Source organism: Pseudomonadota bacterium (assembly GCA_034189865.1).
GTDB lineage: Bacteria > Pseudomonadota > Gammaproteobacteria > UBA5335 > UBA5335 > JAXHTV01.
The window spans coordinates 16,206-31,828 of record JAXHTV010000011.1 but is presented as its reverse complement, the minus strand read 5'-3'; the positions used below and the strand labels follow the sequence as shown (position 1 = coordinate 31,828).

Annotated in this window: 15 protein-coding genes; 7 read left to right on the top strand and 8 right to left on the bottom strand. The window is 58.6% G+C overall.

Annotated elements, in window-relative coordinates; translation table 11 throughout:
* Positions 1 to 51 precede the first annotated feature (51 nt).
* Positions 52 to 747: a transglutaminase family protein gene (locus SVU69_07170; protein ID MDY6942781.1), complete on the bottom strand. Its 696-nt coding sequence runs from the start codon at positions 745 to 747 to the stop codon at positions 52 to 54.
* A 205-nt stretch (positions 748 to 952) separates the two neighbouring features.
* On the opposite strand from SVU69_07170, the gene SVU69_07165 reads away from it, so the two are divergent.
* Positions 953 to 1,495 (top strand): DUF1775 domain-containing protein, encoded by a 543-nt coding sequence (locus SVU69_07165; protein ID MDY6942780.1) that lies wholly within the window; start codon positions 953 to 955, stop codon positions 1,493 to 1,495.
* 48 nt (positions 1,496 to 1,543) lie between these two features.
* On the opposite strand, the gene SVU69_07160 is transcribed toward SVU69_07165, so the two are convergent.
* From SVU69_07160 to SVU69_07150, 3 genes are all read right to left on the bottom strand, one after another.
* A complete protein-coding gene (locus SVU69_07160; protein ID MDY6942779.1) occupies positions 1,544 to 2,467 on the bottom strand; it encodes an SDR family NAD(P)-dependent oxidoreductase in 924 nt (307 codons plus the stop codon).
* Positions 2,468 to 2,602: 135 nt separating this feature from the next.
* Positions 2,603 to 3,874, bottom strand: a complete 1,272-nt coding sequence (locus tag SVU69_07155; GenBank protein MDY6942778.1) for a metallophosphoesterase family protein — start codon at positions 3,872 to 3,874, stop codon at positions 2,603 to 2,605.
* A gap of 126 nt (positions 3,875 to 4,000) precedes the next feature.
* On the bottom strand, positions 4,001 to 4,465 hold the full coding sequence (locus SVU69_07150) for a hotdog fold domain-containing protein (protein ID MDY6942777.1): 465 nt from the start codon (positions 4,463 to 4,465) through the stop codon (positions 4,001 to 4,003).
* Positions 4,466 to 4,801: 336 nt separating this feature from the next.
* Here SVU69_07150 and SVU69_07145 point away from each other — a divergent pair, with 336 nt between their 5' ends.
* From SVU69_07145 to SVU69_07135, 3 genes are all read left to right on the top strand, one after another.
* Entirely contained in the window at positions 4,802 to 5,986 is a 1,185-nt protein-coding gene (locus tag SVU69_07145; protein ID MDY6942776.1) for an alkaline phosphatase family protein, read from the top strand.
* Positions 5,987 to 6,135: 149 nt separating this feature from the next.
* Positions 6,136 to 7,908, top strand: a complete 1,773-nt coding sequence (locus SVU69_07140; protein MDY6942775.1) for a PAS domain S-box protein — start codon at positions 6,136 to 6,138, stop codon at positions 7,906 to 7,908.
* A 145-nt stretch (positions 7,909 to 8,053) separates the two neighbouring features.
* A complete protein-coding gene (locus SVU69_07135) occupies positions 8,054 to 8,824 on the top strand; it encodes a methane monooxygenase/ammonia monooxygenase subunit C (GenBank protein MDY6942774.1) in 771 nt (256 codons plus the stop codon).
* A gap of 38 nt (positions 8,825 to 8,862) precedes the next feature.
* Here the strand turns inward: SVU69_07135 and SVU69_07130 are convergent, their stop codons facing one another.
* On the bottom strand, positions 8,863 to 9,528 hold the full coding sequence (locus tag SVU69_07130; GenBank protein ID MDY6942773.1) for a VTT domain-containing protein: 666 nt from the start codon (positions 9,526 to 9,528) through the stop codon (positions 8,863 to 8,865).
* Between the two features lie 253 nt (positions 9,529 to 9,781).
* Between SVU69_07130 and SVU69_07125 the strand changes: the two genes are divergently transcribed.
* On the top strand, positions 9,782 to 10,420 hold the full coding sequence (locus SVU69_07125; GenBank protein ID MDY6942772.1) for an MBL fold metallo-hydrolase: 639 nt from the start codon (positions 9,782 to 9,784) through the stop codon (positions 10,418 to 10,420).
* A 119-nt stretch (positions 10,421 to 10,539) separates the two neighbouring features.
* Here the strand turns inward: SVU69_07125 and SVU69_07120 are convergent, their stop codons facing one another.
* Entirely contained in the window at positions 10,540 to 10,947 is a 408-nt protein-coding gene (locus tag SVU69_07120) for a hypothetical protein (GenBank protein ID MDY6942771.1), read from the bottom strand.
* A gap of 461 nt (positions 10,948 to 11,408) precedes the next feature.
* On the opposite strand from SVU69_07120, the gene SVU69_07115 reads away from it, so the two are divergent.
* Positions 11,409 to 13,286: an autotransporter domain-containing protein gene (locus SVU69_07115; protein ID MDY6942770.1), complete on the top strand. Its 1,878-nt coding sequence runs from the start codon at positions 11,409 to 11,411 to the stop codon at positions 13,284 to 13,286.
* A 16-nt stretch (positions 13,287 to 13,302) separates the two neighbouring features.
* On the opposite strand, the gene SVU69_07110 is transcribed toward SVU69_07115, so the two are convergent.
* Both SVU69_07110 and SVU69_07105 read right to left on the bottom strand, forming a co-directional pair.
* The gene (locus SVU69_07110) at positions 13,303 to 14,175 is read right to left on the bottom strand and encodes a DMT family transporter (GenBank protein MDY6942769.1); all 873 of its coding nucleotides are present in this window, start codon (positions 14,173 to 14,175) and stop codon (positions 13,303 to 13,305) included.
* 49 nt (positions 14,176 to 14,224) lie between these two features.
* The gene (locus SVU69_07105; GenBank protein ID MDY6942768.1) at positions 14,225 to 15,007 is read right to left on the bottom strand and encodes a Sir2 family NAD-dependent protein deacetylase; all 783 of its coding nucleotides are present in this window, start codon (positions 15,005 to 15,007) and stop codon (positions 14,225 to 14,227) included.
* Between the two features lie 221 nt (positions 15,008 to 15,228).
* Between SVU69_07105 and SVU69_07100 the strand changes: the two genes are divergently transcribed.
* Positions 15,229 to 15,603, top strand: a complete 375-nt coding sequence (locus tag SVU69_07100; GenBank protein ID MDY6942767.1) for a SirB2 family protein — start codon at positions 15,229 to 15,231, stop codon at positions 15,601 to 15,603.
* The last annotated feature ends 20 nt before the right edge of the window (positions 15,604 to 15,623 follow it).

Here is a 15,623-nt window from a genome sequence, read left to right as displayed (position 1 = left end):
GCTTCGGTAGTTCCGACCCGTTGGCGGTGATTGAAATCCGTCATCGCCACCTCAGCGGCCCGCCGGGTGCTGCGCCTCTTGTGCGATAGCCTGCTCAAAATCTTCGCCGCCGAATTCCGCCAGCAGCTTGCTCGCCATCGGGCCCATCAGCTCGGGATAAACGTCCGCCATGCCCTTCAGCATCGCCTCGTAGGGGAATTCCGCAAAGGTGCCGTGATCTTTCAAATATTCCATATGGCGGCGACCTTCCCAATCGAACTCGTGGAAAATCGCATCCGCGAGGCCATCAAACTCCAACGGACGCACCCCCGCCTTTTCGCACAGGCTCAGATTGAACGCCGGGGTCACCTTGAACCACTGACCATCAATACATAGCTCCGCATATCCGTGCCAGCCGAACACATCGGTTTGCATCATCGCGCGCATTTTCTCCGTCGCCAGGTGATTGCGCACATCGGCGAAGCCGACGCGTGAGGGCACCCCCACCGCTCGCGCTGCGGCCGCCAACAAAACCGCTTTGGGAACGCAATAGTCCCGGTCACGCTGGGCGATTTCACTGGCCTTGAAATAGCCGCGATGCAGACGGAAACGATACGGATCGTAGCGAATGCCGTCCCGAACCTTGTAGTAAAGCCGAACCGCACGCTCGCGGGCCGAGTCGGCGTCGCCGACTGCCGCCTGGGCATAATCGCGCACCGCCGGCGTATCCCAGTCTAAGAATTCTGTGGAAGCCAAATATGCGTCCATCCCCCCTCCAAATGACTCGATATTTCGTTCGCTACAGTAAGCCCTAAACAGCCGTTCAAGTCCATCCCACCCGATGGGAACGACACACAACCCGGGGCGCCGCGACAACATGCCGCATCCTGTTGAACCAACAGTCGTACCTACAATGCCCCTGAGCCAAAACAGGAACAGCGCCATTAGCGAAATTCACACGGAGGTCTTAAACGTGCACCATCATTCGCCCATGAGCGGCGCAATTCTCGCCGGCGCATTGCTGGCGTTTGTTAGCGGTACGGCTCACGGCCACGCGGTATTCGTGGAAGACACGTTCGTCGCCGGCCAGACGGTGGAAGTGGGGCTGCGGATCGCCCATGGTTGTGAGGGCAGCGCCACCCGGAGCGTACAGGTACAAATGCCCAACGGACCGGGCGTGACACCGGCCGCCATGCGAATCAAACCCCGTTACACGCGGCAGTGGCTGGTCAGAGCGCAGCGCGGCCCGGTGGAGCCCTTCGAAAGCCACGGCACGCTCTATTTTGAAGATGTAACCGCCATCCAGTGGTCTCTGGGGTTGCTCCCCGACGCCCAGTACGAGGTGTTCCAATTCCGACTGACCCTGCCCGAGCTTCCGCAAGGAACTGACCAGATCACGCTGGAGTTCCCCACCGTTCAGCAGTGCATTCGCGGCCAAAACATCTGGGACAACGAAACAGTCCCCAACCTGACCATCACCGCCCCGGAAATCTCAGAGGTGGATACCCTGAGGTAGGAACCATGGGCCCGGAGCCTCTGGGTGAGCACTCCGGGCCCGCCGATTTTATGCCGGTTGGGGTTCACCGGTTTTCGTCTTGCTCATGAGCTGCATTTCGTCGGCCGCGCTGCGGCACAAAACGTAGTCTGCCGGGTCCATGACCTGTTTGATGTGATCCCGAACATCCTCCGGCGCCGCCTGGGGATTGAAATAACCGGGTGTCGCGCCGAAGAACAGGCGACCGTACCGCCCCGCGGCAGCGGCAAATATTTCGCCGGTATAAGCGCAATCGCGATGGGCCAGGTAAGCCACCATTGGACTGACCATCTCGGGGTCCATGCTGATGTTCTGGCTTTGCAAGAAGCCGCCGATTAAATCTTCTGTCATTCGGGTCACACCGCCGGGACACAGAACATTCACTTTGACGTTTCGTTTTGCGCCTTCCACGGACAGCGATCGGGAAAAACCGATGATCCCGGCTTTGGCCGCACTGTAGTTCGTCTGACCAAAGTTGCCCAGACTGGACGAAGAGCTGGTGTTGATGATGCGGCCGTATTGCTGGGTGTCATACATCACCGGCCAAGCCGCTCGGCAGATCCAGACCGTACCGTACAAGTGCACGTCAATCACCGCCTGGAACATCTCCGGTGACATGTTCTTAAAGGACTTGTCGCGCAAGATACCCGCGTTGTTGACCAGGATATCCAGACGTCCGTAGGCATCCAGTGCAGTCTGTACCACCGCTTCGGCACCATCGACCGTGGCCACGGTATTGAAATCCGGCACGGCCTCACCACCATCGCCACGAATTTCATCCACGACCTGTTGCGCGGGCGACCGCGAGCTTCCTGTACCATCCACACCACCGCCAAGGTCATTGACGATGACTTTGGCACCCCGGGCTGCCAGCAATTTGGCGTGGGCGCGACCAATCCCGTTACCCGCACCGGTGACGACGGCCACTTGGCCGTCATATCGAATCTCGGACATGGTTCTTCCCTCCTATTTACCGTCTCCGCTCAGGGCATGACCGCACAACGCCATGCCCTCGAAATAACTATAGGCAAGGCCAGAGACGAAGGAGGACGGAGGGGTTAACGAACGGATCCGACGAATGGAGCACGCTCAGCGGGTCAGCGACCACTGGTCGATCACGCCGCCGATCTCGTCGGTGGCGATCGCCTCGACCTGCATGACGGGACCGTCCACATCGAACTGAACGAAGTGATAACGGCGTGCCCAGGCGGCAGACCAAAGAGCGAACTGGTCCTCCGGCTTGAAGTCATACAACGAGCGTCCGGCGGCCCCGGTGATCACCTGGATGTAACCTTGAGGGTTTAGGTAGTCCGTCAATTCATCAGTGGTGGGCTGGCCGAATTGCATGGGCTTGGAACGCTCGTAGTGATGATTGTGCCCGGTGATCAACATATCCACATCAAAGGCGGCGAATAGGGGCTCCAAAATGGCCGCCAAACCCAGCTCGTTGCCACGCGTGGCGTGATTCGAATAAAGCGGGAAGTGTTGCATCACAACGATAAAGTCGATCTCGCCAAGCTCTTTTCGCTGTTTCGCACCCCGCAAATCGCGAACCGCAAACAGCCACTCCCTAATCGGGATCTGACTGATCAGCCCCAGGGGATCGAATGCTTTCACCCCGCCGTCCAGCACCAAAAAGTGGACGTTGGAATAGTCGAAACTGTAAAACACCTCGTTGCCGGGCAAAGCCAATCGGTTTCGGTACGCCCGAATACCTCTGAAGTCCTCGTGTTCGTGGTTGCCCAGGGCGGTCATCAACGGAACGGTGGCATAGAGCGATTGGTGGTCATCAAAATATTCGTCCCAAATCGGCTGATCGCCATTGGCATAGGACACATCGCCTGCCAACAGCACCAAATCCGGCTCCACCGCCGCCACCTGGGCTGAGGTGCTTTCACTCAGCTCGGAAGTGCCGTGATCGCCGAATGCCACGAAACGAAAACCTTGCGGAGCGGCCGGTGCCGTATGTGTTCGCCACACAGGCGACCAATCCCCTGGCGTACCGACGCGGTAGCACAGGTCCGTTCCCGACGGCAGATCTCGGATCACCACCTCATGGGTCAATGACTCAACCCCGGGAGTTCGCTTGCTGCGACCCAGGGCGCTGAGCATCAAATCACCCACGGTGCATTCGGTGCCCGCCGGTGTGCCGTATTGGACCTGCGAGCCCGGATCGACCCGCGAGTCGGTGAACCAAACCGCCGTCAGGCTGGACATGGGGTCTTCAGAGAAACTCAAGTGGACTCCGCGAGGAGCCGCCGCCCCAGTAACACTCCAGCACATCCAACACAACGCGCAAATCAGCGCCCCTGTGTGCTTGGCGTAGCCCGCCGGACCCGCGGATTCGATTCGTGAACTCATAAGCCCCCCCTTTTCATCACGAAAAACGTCCATCGCTGACTGCGCGTCTTACCAGCACAGCAAACCATGCTCAGCATATCGGCGGACTGTTGCAGGACCTGATGGTCCGGCGGGGGACGATCGCCGTCAGAGCTTAGGACCGATCCGCATCAACAAGGTCGCGGCCACCACCTTGTCGCCCTCGGTATCAAAAACGTCCACGGGTATCTCGATGTCTTGTTTGGTCTGCCAGTCCGGGGGATCGAACCGACATACCGCGCGCAGGTCAGAACGGGCTTTTTTCAAGTAGCGGATATTCAGTCCACTGGGTATCCAACGGGCGCTGCGGGGAATGCTCATCTGCACGCACGCCGATGCTGTGAGTTCCACCAGATTTGCCATGGCCACCGCATGAACCGTACGCATATGGTTCGTGACAGCCCGCCGCTTTTTCATGGCGATTTCCATACTGCACGGCTCGGCCTTCAAAATCCGTGGCCGAATGTTCGCCGAATAGGGCGCGGCCAGCTTAAGTCCGAAAACGATCAGCGCGTTATGAAACGGAATTCTCTGAATTCGCCTGAACCAGCGAATCGCGGTCGTTTCTTCCATGAATCTCTCCTTGTTTTGTCATCGACCGGGTCCTTAGGATCCATCCTGGATCACATAGACGTCCGTTGGGTGTCTCCGCCTTACACACGCGGTCAACCCACGAAGACTCGCAGTCTATCGGTAGAGCCGTTCCCCGGAACCGCGCACACCCAAGTTCAAGTGCAACACACTAAACCCACCTGAGGCCAGAGCTGCGGCATAATAGAAGACCCGGCGCGGGATGTTGATCTTGTTTGTCAAAACCGTAACGGCCCAAGACAACCTCCCCCCAAGCGCCAAAGGCAATTCCGATGCGATGCCGCGCCCGCTTGCTATTTCGAACCCATGGTTGGCCCAATGAATGATGACCCACATGCCGCCCAAGTGCGGCCCGATTATCAAGGCGCTGGCATCGCCAATCTGATCCAGTCCATCGCCCAGGCCTGCGGGGCCAATCCAGTACCGGACCTACCACCATTGAGCACGCCTCAACCGGCATTGGACCAAAACGACCATCTCGTTCTGCTCGTCGTCGATGGTTTGGGCGACGAGCACTTGAAAGGCACCGATCGCGCACCATGCCTGCAAAAACAGTATGGCGGCCGGCTAACCTCGGTCTTTCCTTCCACCACGGCCAGCGCCATACCGACGTTTCTCACAGGCGTACCGCCTCAACAACACGGATTGACGGGGTGGCATATGTATTTCTCGGAAATCGACCGGGTCATCGCCACCTTGCCGCTATACCGCCGTGGTCGTGGGCCCTTGGGCACCGCACCGGCCCAACTGCCGGCCAAACTGTTCATCCATGCCCCGGTGTTCGACCGAATCCATCGACACGCCTATGTGGTCTCGCCGCGAAAAATCGTCGAGTCGCCCTTTAATCAATATCATTCGGGCCGGGCCAAACGGATCGGATACGAAGGCGTCGATGAATTGTTCGCCGCCCTGGAAACCGTCATCAAGCAGGCGAAGGGCCAAAGCTATACCTACGCGTATTTCTCCGAAATCGACGCGTTGGCCCACGATCACGGCATTGCCAGTGAGCAAGTCGCTCAGCGTCTGGGGGAATTGGACCAAGCCTTTGGTGAGTTTTTGGAACGTATCGAGGGCTCAAACGCCACAGTCGTCGTCACCGCCGACCACGGTTTTATCGACTCCCCACCGGAGCGGCATATCGATCTGGCCGATCACCCCCAACTGACCGACACGCTCGCCCGTCCTTTGTGCGGCGAACGTCGCGTGGCTTACTGCTATGTGAAGCCGCACCAAAGACGAAGCTTCAAAGACTATATCGCCGACGAACTGCAACCCTATCTCACCGTTCACTCGAGCGCCGACCTGATAGACGCCGGCTGGTATGGCACGGGCACACCCCACCCCCGTCTGAGGGAACGTGTGGGCGACTATTGCCTGATCATGAAAGACAACTGGATCGTTCACGACCACGTGCCGGGGGAACGCCCACACGATCAACTGGGCGTTCACGGAGGAACCAGCCCTGCGGAGATGTACGTTCCGCTTCTCATCGCCCGCGCCTGAGCGGCATCGAGTCAATTCCCTGTCTCACTAGAACCGACGTTTGCCCATCTGCTACGAAAGTTTCTCTGAACTATTCTTAAGAAACTTAACGTCATAACGACTTATATAGTTATTACGACTCTACAAGCAGCGGAAAATAGAGAACGTCGATGATTTCCAGCTGGTTTGCTGAACAACCCGGCGTAGCGTGGGCATTGATACTCATCGTTCTTCCGGGCCTTTTCGCCGCCGCGCTGTGGATTGGCCGGACCCGAGATCCACTCGCCTACATCCCCATCAGTCGCTGGCGACGTCCAAGTGCGCCTGGCGCTACTGTAGCCGCCACCTCGAGCGACTGGAGCGCCCGCACGCCCGCTGGCGCGGTGGTCGCGTCCAAACACGAATTGGAAACTTTGCTCCAGCTTGCTTTGGAGAACGCTCAGGGAATCCTGTGGGACTGGAACGTTGTCGCCGACGAGATTCACCTCACGCCCTCACGGTCCAGTGGCGACACAGATGGCCAGCAAAATGCGCACATTTCGATGAGCGACTGGTTTACCGGCATTCACCCGGATGACGCCGACGCGGTCCGTCAAGCGCTGAACGATCATCTCAAAGCCGGCCACCATCACTTTGAAGCCGTTTACCGAATCCGCCATGACGGGGGCGAATGGCGCTGGGTGCTAGACCGAGGCCGGATCGTGGAAACCAGCGATACCGGCCAACCCCGCCGGATGATCGGAACCCGGCTCGACGTCACCGATCGCAAAAAGGCCCAACTGGACATGCTGGACGCAGCCGTGATGCTGCAAACCGTGCTCGACGCGATTCCCGTCCGGGTCTTTTGGAAAGACCGCAATTTATGCTACTTGGGCTTCAACAAACTGTTCGCGCAGGATGCGGGGCTCGACGAGACAAAGCAGATCCTTGGACAAGACGACCGGAACTTGGTCTGGTCCGAACAAGCCGAACTGTATCGCGCAGATGATGCCGCGGTAATCGCCAGCGGCGAAGCCAAACTCCACTATGAAGAACCGCAAACCACCCCGCGAGGCGACACCATTTGGCTGGAGACCACCAAGGTACCGCTTCGCAACGCAGCCGGGGAAATAATCGGCGTGATGGGGACTTATCAGGACATCACCGAACGCAAACGCGCCGAACAGGAAATTCGCGAACTCAATCGAGAACTCGAATCCCGTGTCGCCCAACGCACGGCCGAGTTGGAGGACGCCTACCGGGAGCTGGAATCGTTCTCTTACTCGGTCTCCCACGACCTGCGGGCACCGTTAAGGGCAATCAGCGGCCTCATCCACAACCTCAAAGCCGATTATGCGCAACAATTGGACTCTCGCGGCCGGAATCACATGCAGCTGATCAGCAAGGGCGCCGCCGAGATGGATCAGCTGATCGACGACATCCTGCTGCTGTCCCGCGTCACGCGGGCAACCCTGCGCCAGCGCGACATCGATTTGTCTTCAATGGCTCAAGCCGAAATCACCAAGTTGGCGCATAACGATCGCACGCATAGCGTCACCACCCAGGTAGAACCCAATCTGCGAGCCTGGGCAGACCCGAAACTGTTACGAATCGCCTTGGAAAATCTGCTCGGCAACGCCTGGAAATTTTCACTGCGGACTGGCCGTGCGCACATTGAGGTCGGACACACGACCATCCAAGGTGAACCGGCCTTTTTCGTGCGGGATAACGGGGCCGGTTTCAACATGGCATATGCCGACAAACTGTTCACGCCGTTTCAACGACTCCACCCGGCCTCGGAATTCGAAGGGACCGGCATCGGGCTGGCGACCGTCAAGCGCGTAATCTCCAAGCACGGCGGCCGGGTATGGGCTGAATCGGTGATTGACCAGGGGAGCACATTTTACTTCACGTTGCCGGGACCGCCGGCGAATCCCGGCGAGGCCAGCGACATGGCTTCGTGAAACGCACTCAAGACTTTTTGAGCGCAGCCGATAACCCAACAAGCGAAGCTGGATCAGCCGACGACGGGGGTCGGTACCGGCCATCCGCTACGAGCGAAACACAATAATAAAAGGAGCAGGGGGGTACTGCTCCGAGGGGGCTTATATGTCGCACACCGATCAACTCTCTGCCGCCAGTGCCAGAGCGGCCCGTCTCGCCAACCCGTCACTGAAATTTCCCTGGAAAACACTGGGAATACCGGTGGGAATGGCCCTGATCACGCTGGGCATCTACCGCTGGTATCAGCACAACTACGCCTTCACTACCGGACTCGATTACTTCTCGCCCGAGTTTCAAACTTACTGGATGCCTTTGTTCTGGACCCAGATCATCGCCATTCCCTTGGTGGGGTTAGTGGGCGTCACGTATCTATGGTTCACGCGAGAGTCGGACGCCGATCCGATCAGTCCTCAAACGGAGTTGGCACGCTACCAGGCCACCCTGGGGGCAACCGCGCTGGGCAGCCTGATCATTCTGGCTGCGGTAGGCATTTGGGTGGAATCGGATGCCGCATGGCATCAGGTCACCATCCGGGATACTGACTTTACCCCGACCCATATCGGTTTATTTTATTTCGGTATTCCCGCAGCCGCTTGCGCCATGACCATGGGCTTTGTGTGGGTCCATACCCGGCTACCGGACTTCCGCCACCGGATTTCCATTCCCTTGGCCCTGGTGGTGGCGGCGCCCATTCTGATCATGCCGAATCTCGGATTCAATGAGTGGGGACATACATTCTTTTATGCGGAAGAACTGTTCGCCGCCCCCATCCATTGGGGATTTGTCGTATTGGGGTGGGGATTTTTCGGGCTCACAGGCTTTACTGTCCAATGCCTGGCCAAGATGGCGACCTTAACGCGCCTGCAATCCGATTAACCCAAATAAACCAAGCGGGTGATGGGTGTGGACGCCCGTCACCCGCCTTTGATTCCAGGGGTTCGTATCGAACTCCAAGCTCGCCATCCCCAAAACCCCCAAGCCAACATCAAAAGCAACCCACTCACCAACTGCAGCGCCGCGAGCTGGGGCGAATCTTTGCCCAAGCCACTGCCGATCAGGGAGATGATCACGCCCTGCGGTAACATCCCCAGAAAGCTGCCCAGCAGAAAGGTTGCCCTGCTCACCGGACTCAGAGCCAGAATCATGTTGATCACACCGGCAGTGATGGGGAGCTGACGTAACATAAAAACGGACATCACCGTCGGGTGATCCAGCAACGCCAAAAAGCGCCCGTCGATGCGCTCACGCTGCTGAGCCATCCATTCGCGGCTGCCCCAGCGAGCGACCTCGAACAACAACAACGAACCCAACAAACTGCCGATCTGGGCCCAAACCAAGCCTTCCAAGAATCCGAAGGCCGCGCCACCCAGAAGGTAAAGCGTCAAACGGGGCATTCCCAGTGCCACCAATAACGCCCCGACCCCGGTAAACACCGCCGGCGCCCAGACACCGGATTGTGCCAATGCGGCTTTCAAGCTTTGGTGGCTTTCCAGCAACGCACTGAGCGGAGTCAGGTTCAACAACACAAATGCCAAAACGGCGGTACCGACCACCCAGATGAATTTTCGATTTGGTGACATGGAGAAAATTTGCGTGTGATAACCCAAACAGGCAGGTGATGAGACCTTCGAAGCGACGACAAATTCCGTGAACGCTGAAGGTGGCCTGTCGCGAATCGCCATTGTCCCACGAAGCAGCCAAGCCTGCCCACCGTCTAACCCGGTGCGACCGACCCAGTTAGTTATTTTGAATCGCTTTCTTTCTTTATCGATCGGCTTTAACCTTGTCCCCGACCACATCTGTTGTCTTAAGGCTCGCCGCGACCAACACCACATGAAATACGAAGTCGTTCCCGTTACCCCTTTCGCGCAGAATTGCACCGTCGTGTGGTGCGAACAAACGCGCCAGGCCGCGATCATCGATCCGGGCGGCGATCTCAATCGCGTGATGGCGGTGATTGAACGCGAGCAACTCACGGTGGAGAAAATTCTCGCCACCCACGGGCATATGGATCATGTCGGTGGCGTTGCCGAGTTGGTCGAACGGCTGCAGGTGCCGGTGGAAGGTCCTCATCGCGCGGATCAATTTTGGATCACCATGATCCCGCAGCAGAGCCAAATGTTCGGCTTCCCCGGCCGCACGTTTTCCCCCAATCGGTGGCTGGAGGATGGCGATGAAGTCACCCTCGGAGGCCTGACCCTACAAGTACTCCACTGCCCAGGGCACACGCCGGGTCATGTGGTGTTCTTCGAGCCGCAAAGCCGGTTCGCCCAAGTGGGCGATGTGCTCTTTAACGGTTCGGTCGGGCGAACGGATTTTCCCGGCGGAGATCACCAGCAGCTGGTCCGATCAATCAAGGACAAGCTGTTCCCCTTGGGGGACGACGTGGTGTTCGTGCCCGGACACGGCCCCGAATCCACCTTCGGCCACGAACGACGCACCAATCCGTTCGTGTCCGGCCAGTTCGGTTAAAGCGGCGAGCTTCGCCACCCGGAAAATCAGCCGGAATCGTCGGCCACCACGTGCCGGGGCATTACGAAACTTGGAGGGGCATATGCCAAGTGAATACTGTCACTGTACAGGTAGAGTCATTACTCCAAAGACGACAAGTATTCATCGAGCAACTCCGATTGAATACTGATCAATGCCCAATGAGTCATATTGTTTTTATCTGCGATATATATCGTGCTGTAGTCAGGAAGCCTGACTACAAACCCGTACTTGCTGTCGGACAACGTGAGTTCTTTCGCACCATTTTCTGAGGCAACAGCAAAACCGTCTTTAAGATCGTCAATAGAACTTTCAAAGCCATCTCTAGTGGCCACAAGTGTCCCACCTTTTTTCAGCCAAATCTCATTCTCGAGAAGTTCGATCGAATCATAGTGATCAGAGCCGATATACCCTTTGATCTCGATCGCAGGCACGATCATTACCTGCGTGCCGGAACAGCCGGTAGTCAATAGCGCCAATACCAGGAGGAAAATTCTAAATCTATTCATCTCACGCCTTAGTATCTGAGTGATTGGATAAGACCTGGCTTATATTTCGCTGCCGAAAATACCCTGCATGCATGACTGACCTCGACGTTTTCCGTCAGAAACGGTTTACCGGCGTTTCGAACGATCCGCAAGGCCCATTTTTGTACGTTTTTTGCCGGCATTAGAACATCACTCGGATTGGGAACCGAATCAATCCAACGGCTACAGTTTGTGGTGTCCGCCAGCAGAACCGCCGTTCGGTTAATTGTCTCCTCGCTGATAGCGCCCGCCGTAAATCTTTTGGCGATCGGTTCTCCACCTTGCGCCCACAAGCGCCACAAGTCTGCTAGAACTTTCAGTGAGACACAGAATTTAGGCTCGCTGCCCAAACAGAACACTCAATGATTTGCCCAACTCGCCGATTGATCTAGGAATTTTGCAAAACCGCTCGCGATTGTTGACGCGCGCTGAGAGGTATCAAGATGGCGGAGCAAATCCGAACTGCCGTGGCACTTTGTTTGAGTCTGGCAGTACTACCCGGAAGTTGGGCGGCTGAAGAGCGCCCTTCGATCTACGTAATTGGCTCCCCCTCCACCCCCGGCGCAGACACCATCTCCGGTTCGGGCCCCTTGGTTCGGCTCTCATCGCGGGTGAGCGGCATCACGGGACCGGAGGTGGAAACCAGGGACTGGCTCACCCAGCTGGGTGAGTCGCTCGATATCCCCGCTGATCAAGTGAGCTTTATCTCTCCCACGTTCGATCAACCCGAACCGGACACTCGCGGTCTTGGCCAGCGGTTATTGGGAAATCTGATGGACTCGGCGTTGGGAGCGGACGAGCCATCGAGCGAACTCGGTTTTTCCGAGACCGATCTGATTATTCTCAACCCGCCTCAGTCCCAGCTCATTGAGCAACTCGGTCGGCTGACCGGCGGTGCTTTCAATCTTGGCAACTCGGTGAACTCGGGCGAACTGGAACAACGAATTCGCGACCTGTCGGAAGCCGGTGGCAACCGGTTTGTGATTTTCAACACCGCGGTATCGGGTGAAGAGACCGAAAGCCGCAATGCCGACAACATGGCGCTGGCCGAACAACTCGACGAACTGAGCCGGGAGGCGGGCCTAAAAGTCTACCTGGTGGACCTGGAAGGCTTGGGCGCAGACATTGCCGCGAACCCGGAGCGCTATGGCATCACACCTCAGTCGGAAAATTTGAATCTGGCCTCGCGTCTGCCGGTGATCGGCAGCTTGTTCGAAGATGATCTGGGGTCACTCCCCCAGACGCAGCAAACCATCGCCGAGATGGTTACCGGTACGATTCACGCCGTGGATGCGGGCCCGTCGTTTCCCGCCATTGCGGCCCAATCGGCCTTGTTGATGACACGCGCCCATGGCGCACTGCTGAACAGTGAACTGGCCAACGGCTCGGCGCGGCCAGCAACGGGGGGCGAACAAGTTGCTTTGACCCAACCATACCAACTGGCCAGTGCCGGCGCGCCGGTACCGGCGCCGGAACCCGAGCAACGGCACGGCCGGCGATCGCTGTTTTTCTACGGCAGCGGCATCCAGGGTGAGCGGGACCCGAACAGCGCAACGGTCGGCTTCGAGCACGACGCCTGGGCGGCGGGCATCGGGACTCGCTTTCCCGTGACCGACACGGCGAGCCTCGGCATCGCGCTGGGCTACGGCCAGTCCGAAGCGACGTTAAGCGATGGACTGGGCCGGATCGAACTCGATGAAATCGCCGTTAACGGCTTCGTAACCATGACCGGTGAGCATGCCTATGCCGGCGCCCGGCTGGGCTTTGCGATTGAGGACTTCGGCGTGATTGAGCGCCACACCGGCTTGTCGGTCTACCCCATCGCCCACGGGGAAACCGACGGCATGACCTTCTCGGCCGAAGGCCGCGCCGGCTACAACTTCGGGTTGGGCCCGCTGCGCTTCGGACCGGTCGTAGACGTGGCATTCGCCCGGACCGAGATCGACGCCTACGAAGAACGCGACGGCGGACCGTTGAATTTGCAGGTGCAAGAAGCCGAGGCCAGCTCGCTGCTCGCCATGGCCGGCATTCAGCTCGCCGCGGACCTGAATCTCGGCCGCACGCAGCTTCGTCCCGTGGTGGAAGTCGGCTACCAACGGGAATTCCTCAACCAGGAAGACGAAGCATCGGTCACCCTGCCCACCGCGCAGGTGGTGGTCGTGGAGACAGTGTTCGATGATCCCGACGCATTCGTCGTCGCAACGGCTCTGGACTGGCAGTTGGGCCGCCACATCGGCCTTCGGCTGAGTTATCAGACCGTGCTCGAGCGGGACGACTGGGAAGAACGAACCGGTTCTGTGCAGCTGCGCTGGCGGTTCTGACCGCCCGCGCCAAAACCTAAAGGGCCACCAGAAACACCCCCAGCAGCATGAAGGCCGCGGCCAGCAGGTTCCGTCGAATGTCCGGCTCGCCGAACAACACCGCGCCGTAGATCATGCCGAACAACAAGCTGGTGCGTTTGGCGGTGATCATATAGGCCACTTCCACATGTTGGATGGCCAGAAAGTGGCACACGATCATCGCCACCATGAAAACGCCCACCCAACTGTGCGCCCCAACATTTCGACCCACGTCGACGAACACACGGGGTTGGGTCAGCACGAACCCCAACGCCACCACGCCGCCCAGAATCACGTAATACAAGGCCGCGAAGGATATCGGCGCCATGTACTGCAACGCGCCCTTGCCCATCACGGACGTAAAAGCGAACACGATTGCGGCCAACAGCATCCATTTCGAGCCCAACTCCCGAAAAATCGCCGCCAATGGCGCCAGCCACGCCAAGCGACCATTTCGTCGCAAATGCCGAATGTTGAGAAGATAAGCCCCCACAGCAACCGAAAACGTGCCCACCACGCCGGTGGACGATAAGCGCTCGCCCAGCAACACCCAGCCCGTGACGGTAATAAACACCGGTGTGAAAGCCAGATAAGGCAGCGTCAACGCCAACGGACTGCTTTGGATAGCGCGCATGTAGCTGTACATGGCCAGCAGCTCGAGGGGAACCATGGCGCCGAGCCACCCCCAGAAAGGGGGTGCAGGCCAATCCGGCGGCATCAGCCACAACACCGGTGCCAGCCACAGCGCCTGAAACAAAAAGCGCGCGAACATCAGCTCGGCCGCCGGCCGATGCGCCAACCGTCCTTTGGTCAAGGCGTCGGCGGTGGCCAATGCGAACGCGCTGGCGAGCGCCAGCCACAACCAGGACACGTTTAGTCACCTACTGGGTAAAGCACGCCGGGAAACCCGACGATTGCACTCATTCTCCCACCAGCATGCTCACCAGCGCCGGCAGTGCATCGGTGGTACTGGCGCGGATCACCACCTCGCAATCCGAGCTAATGTCCGTCACATACGGGTTGATTTCGATTAACCGGCCGCCTTTTTTTCGCAGCGCCAGCGGTAATCCCGCAGCGGGAAACACGCCCGCGGACGTGCCAAGCAACAACATGCAATCGCTGCGGGCAACTTCCTGTTCACAGCGTGTCATGACATCGGCCGGAATCGGCTCACCGAACAGCACCGCATCGGTTTTCATCGTGCCGCCACAGGAAGGGCAAGTCCCCAGCGGCCACGCTTGGCCCGATGCGATGTCGAACGGCTGGCGACTTCCGCAGTCAAGGCAGCGCGTTTTCGCGATATTGCCGTGAATTTCGGCGAGCTGGCGGCTCCCCGCCCGAGCATGAAGATCGTCCACATTCTGTGTCACCAAAAATTGAACGATGCCTTCGGCTTCCAGCTTGGCCAGGGCGCGATGGCCCGCGTTGGGTTGAGCGTTTAGCAGTCCCTGGAGCATTTCCGATTCGGCGCCGCCGGGGGTCATCCGGCGCTGTAACCAAGCCTCGGGGTCCTCGAGAAAATCCCGAAAATCGTCATCGCTGGGCTCGCCCACTCGCTGCCACAAGCCACCGGGCCCGCGGAAGGTGGGAATTCCGCTGTCCACCGACATCCCCGCTCCCACCAGCGCGATCACCCGCCGGGACTGACGAATCAACTCTGCAGCCCGCCGCAAGGGTTCATGCCACAACGCATTCGCAACCATTCGATCCTGCTCCCTAACCCAGGCCGCGTGTGGACTTCAACGTGTCACAGCGAGCGCCCTGACGGCTCAACCGCCCCGCACGGTTAACGTATCACGGCGGATTTCGATTGGCGTGACACAGACGAACCGCATCAACTACCGTAAACTGGCGGGCGATGATTCCGGTCAGGCGATCCATCCCGACCCCTCACCGGCAACGCAAACAACAAAGAGAGGAACGGATGTACATCTTGCTCCGCCATATCCACCTAACCACGGTCGCCCTTAGCGTAGGCTTATTCATTCTCCGGGGCTATTGGATGGTGCGAAAGCCGGTGCGGCTGGAGCAACGCTGCGTGAAGATCGTCCCCCACGTCGTTGACACCATCCTACTCGTTAGTGCCATCGGCTTGCTGTTTCAGATCGGTCAGTATCCGTTCGTCAACCACTGGCTGACGGCGAAGGTCTTGGGTTTGGTCGTTTATATCGTGCTGGGAACCATTGCCTTGAAACGCGGTAAGACCTTGACCGTCCGATTGGCGGCGTTCGCCGGTGCGCTGATCACGGTGGCCTATATCATCGCGGTCGCCCGAGCCCACAACCCCCTGCCCTGGTAAATCCGGTGTAGGGGGTGAAC

Excerpts from the sequence above, each read along its gene's own strand:
- SVU69_07135 (MDY6942774.1), top strand. The coding sequence starts at position 8,054 with ATGTCGCACACCGATCAACTCTCTGCCGCCAGTGCCAGAGCGGCCCGT.
- SVU69_07140 (MDY6942775.1), top strand. The coding sequence starts at position 6,136 with ATGATTTCCAGCTGGTTTGCTGAACAACCCGGCGTAGCGTGGGCATTG.
- SVU69_07150 (MDY6942777.1), bottom strand. The coding sequence starts at position 4,465 with ATGGAAGAAACGACCGCGATTCGCTGGTTCAGGCGAATTCAGAGAATT.
- SVU69_07125 (MDY6942772.1), top strand. The coding sequence starts at position 9,782 with ATGAAATACGAAGTCGTTCCCGTTACCCCTTTCGCGCAGAATTGCACC.
- SVU69_07120 (MDY6942771.1), bottom strand. The coding sequence starts at position 10,947 with ATGAATAGATTTAGAATTTTCCTCCTGGTATTGGCGCTATTGACTACC.
- SVU69_07130 (MDY6942773.1), bottom strand. The coding sequence starts at position 9,528 with ATGTCACCAAATCGAAAATTCATCTGGGTGGTCGGTACCGCCGTTTTG.
- SVU69_07155 (MDY6942778.1), bottom strand. The coding sequence starts at position 3,874 with ATGAGTTCACGAATCGAATCCGCGGGTCCGGCGGGCTACGCCAAGCAC.
- SVU69_07115 (MDY6942770.1), top strand. The coding sequence starts at position 11,409 with ATGGCGGAGCAAATCCGAACTGCCGTGGCACTTTGTTTGAGTCTGGCA.
- SVU69_07145 (MDY6942776.1), top strand. The coding sequence starts at position 4,802 with ATGAATGATGACCCACATGCCGCCCAAGTGCGGCCCGATTATCAAGGC.
- SVU69_07170 (MDY6942781.1), bottom strand. The coding sequence starts at position 747 with ATGGACGCATATTTGGCTTCCACAGAATTCTTAGACTGGGATACGCCG.
- SVU69_07100 (MDY6942767.1), top strand. The coding sequence starts at position 15,229 with ATGTACATCTTGCTCCGCCATATCCACCTAACCACGGTCGCCCTTAGC.
- SVU69_07160 (MDY6942779.1), bottom strand. The coding sequence starts at position 2,467 with ATGTCCGAGATTCGATATGACGGCCAAGTGGCCGTCGTCACCGGTGCG.
- SVU69_07105 (MDY6942768.1), bottom strand. The coding sequence starts at position 15,007 with ATGGTTGCGAATGCGTTGTGGCATGAACCCTTGCGGCGGGCTGCAGAG.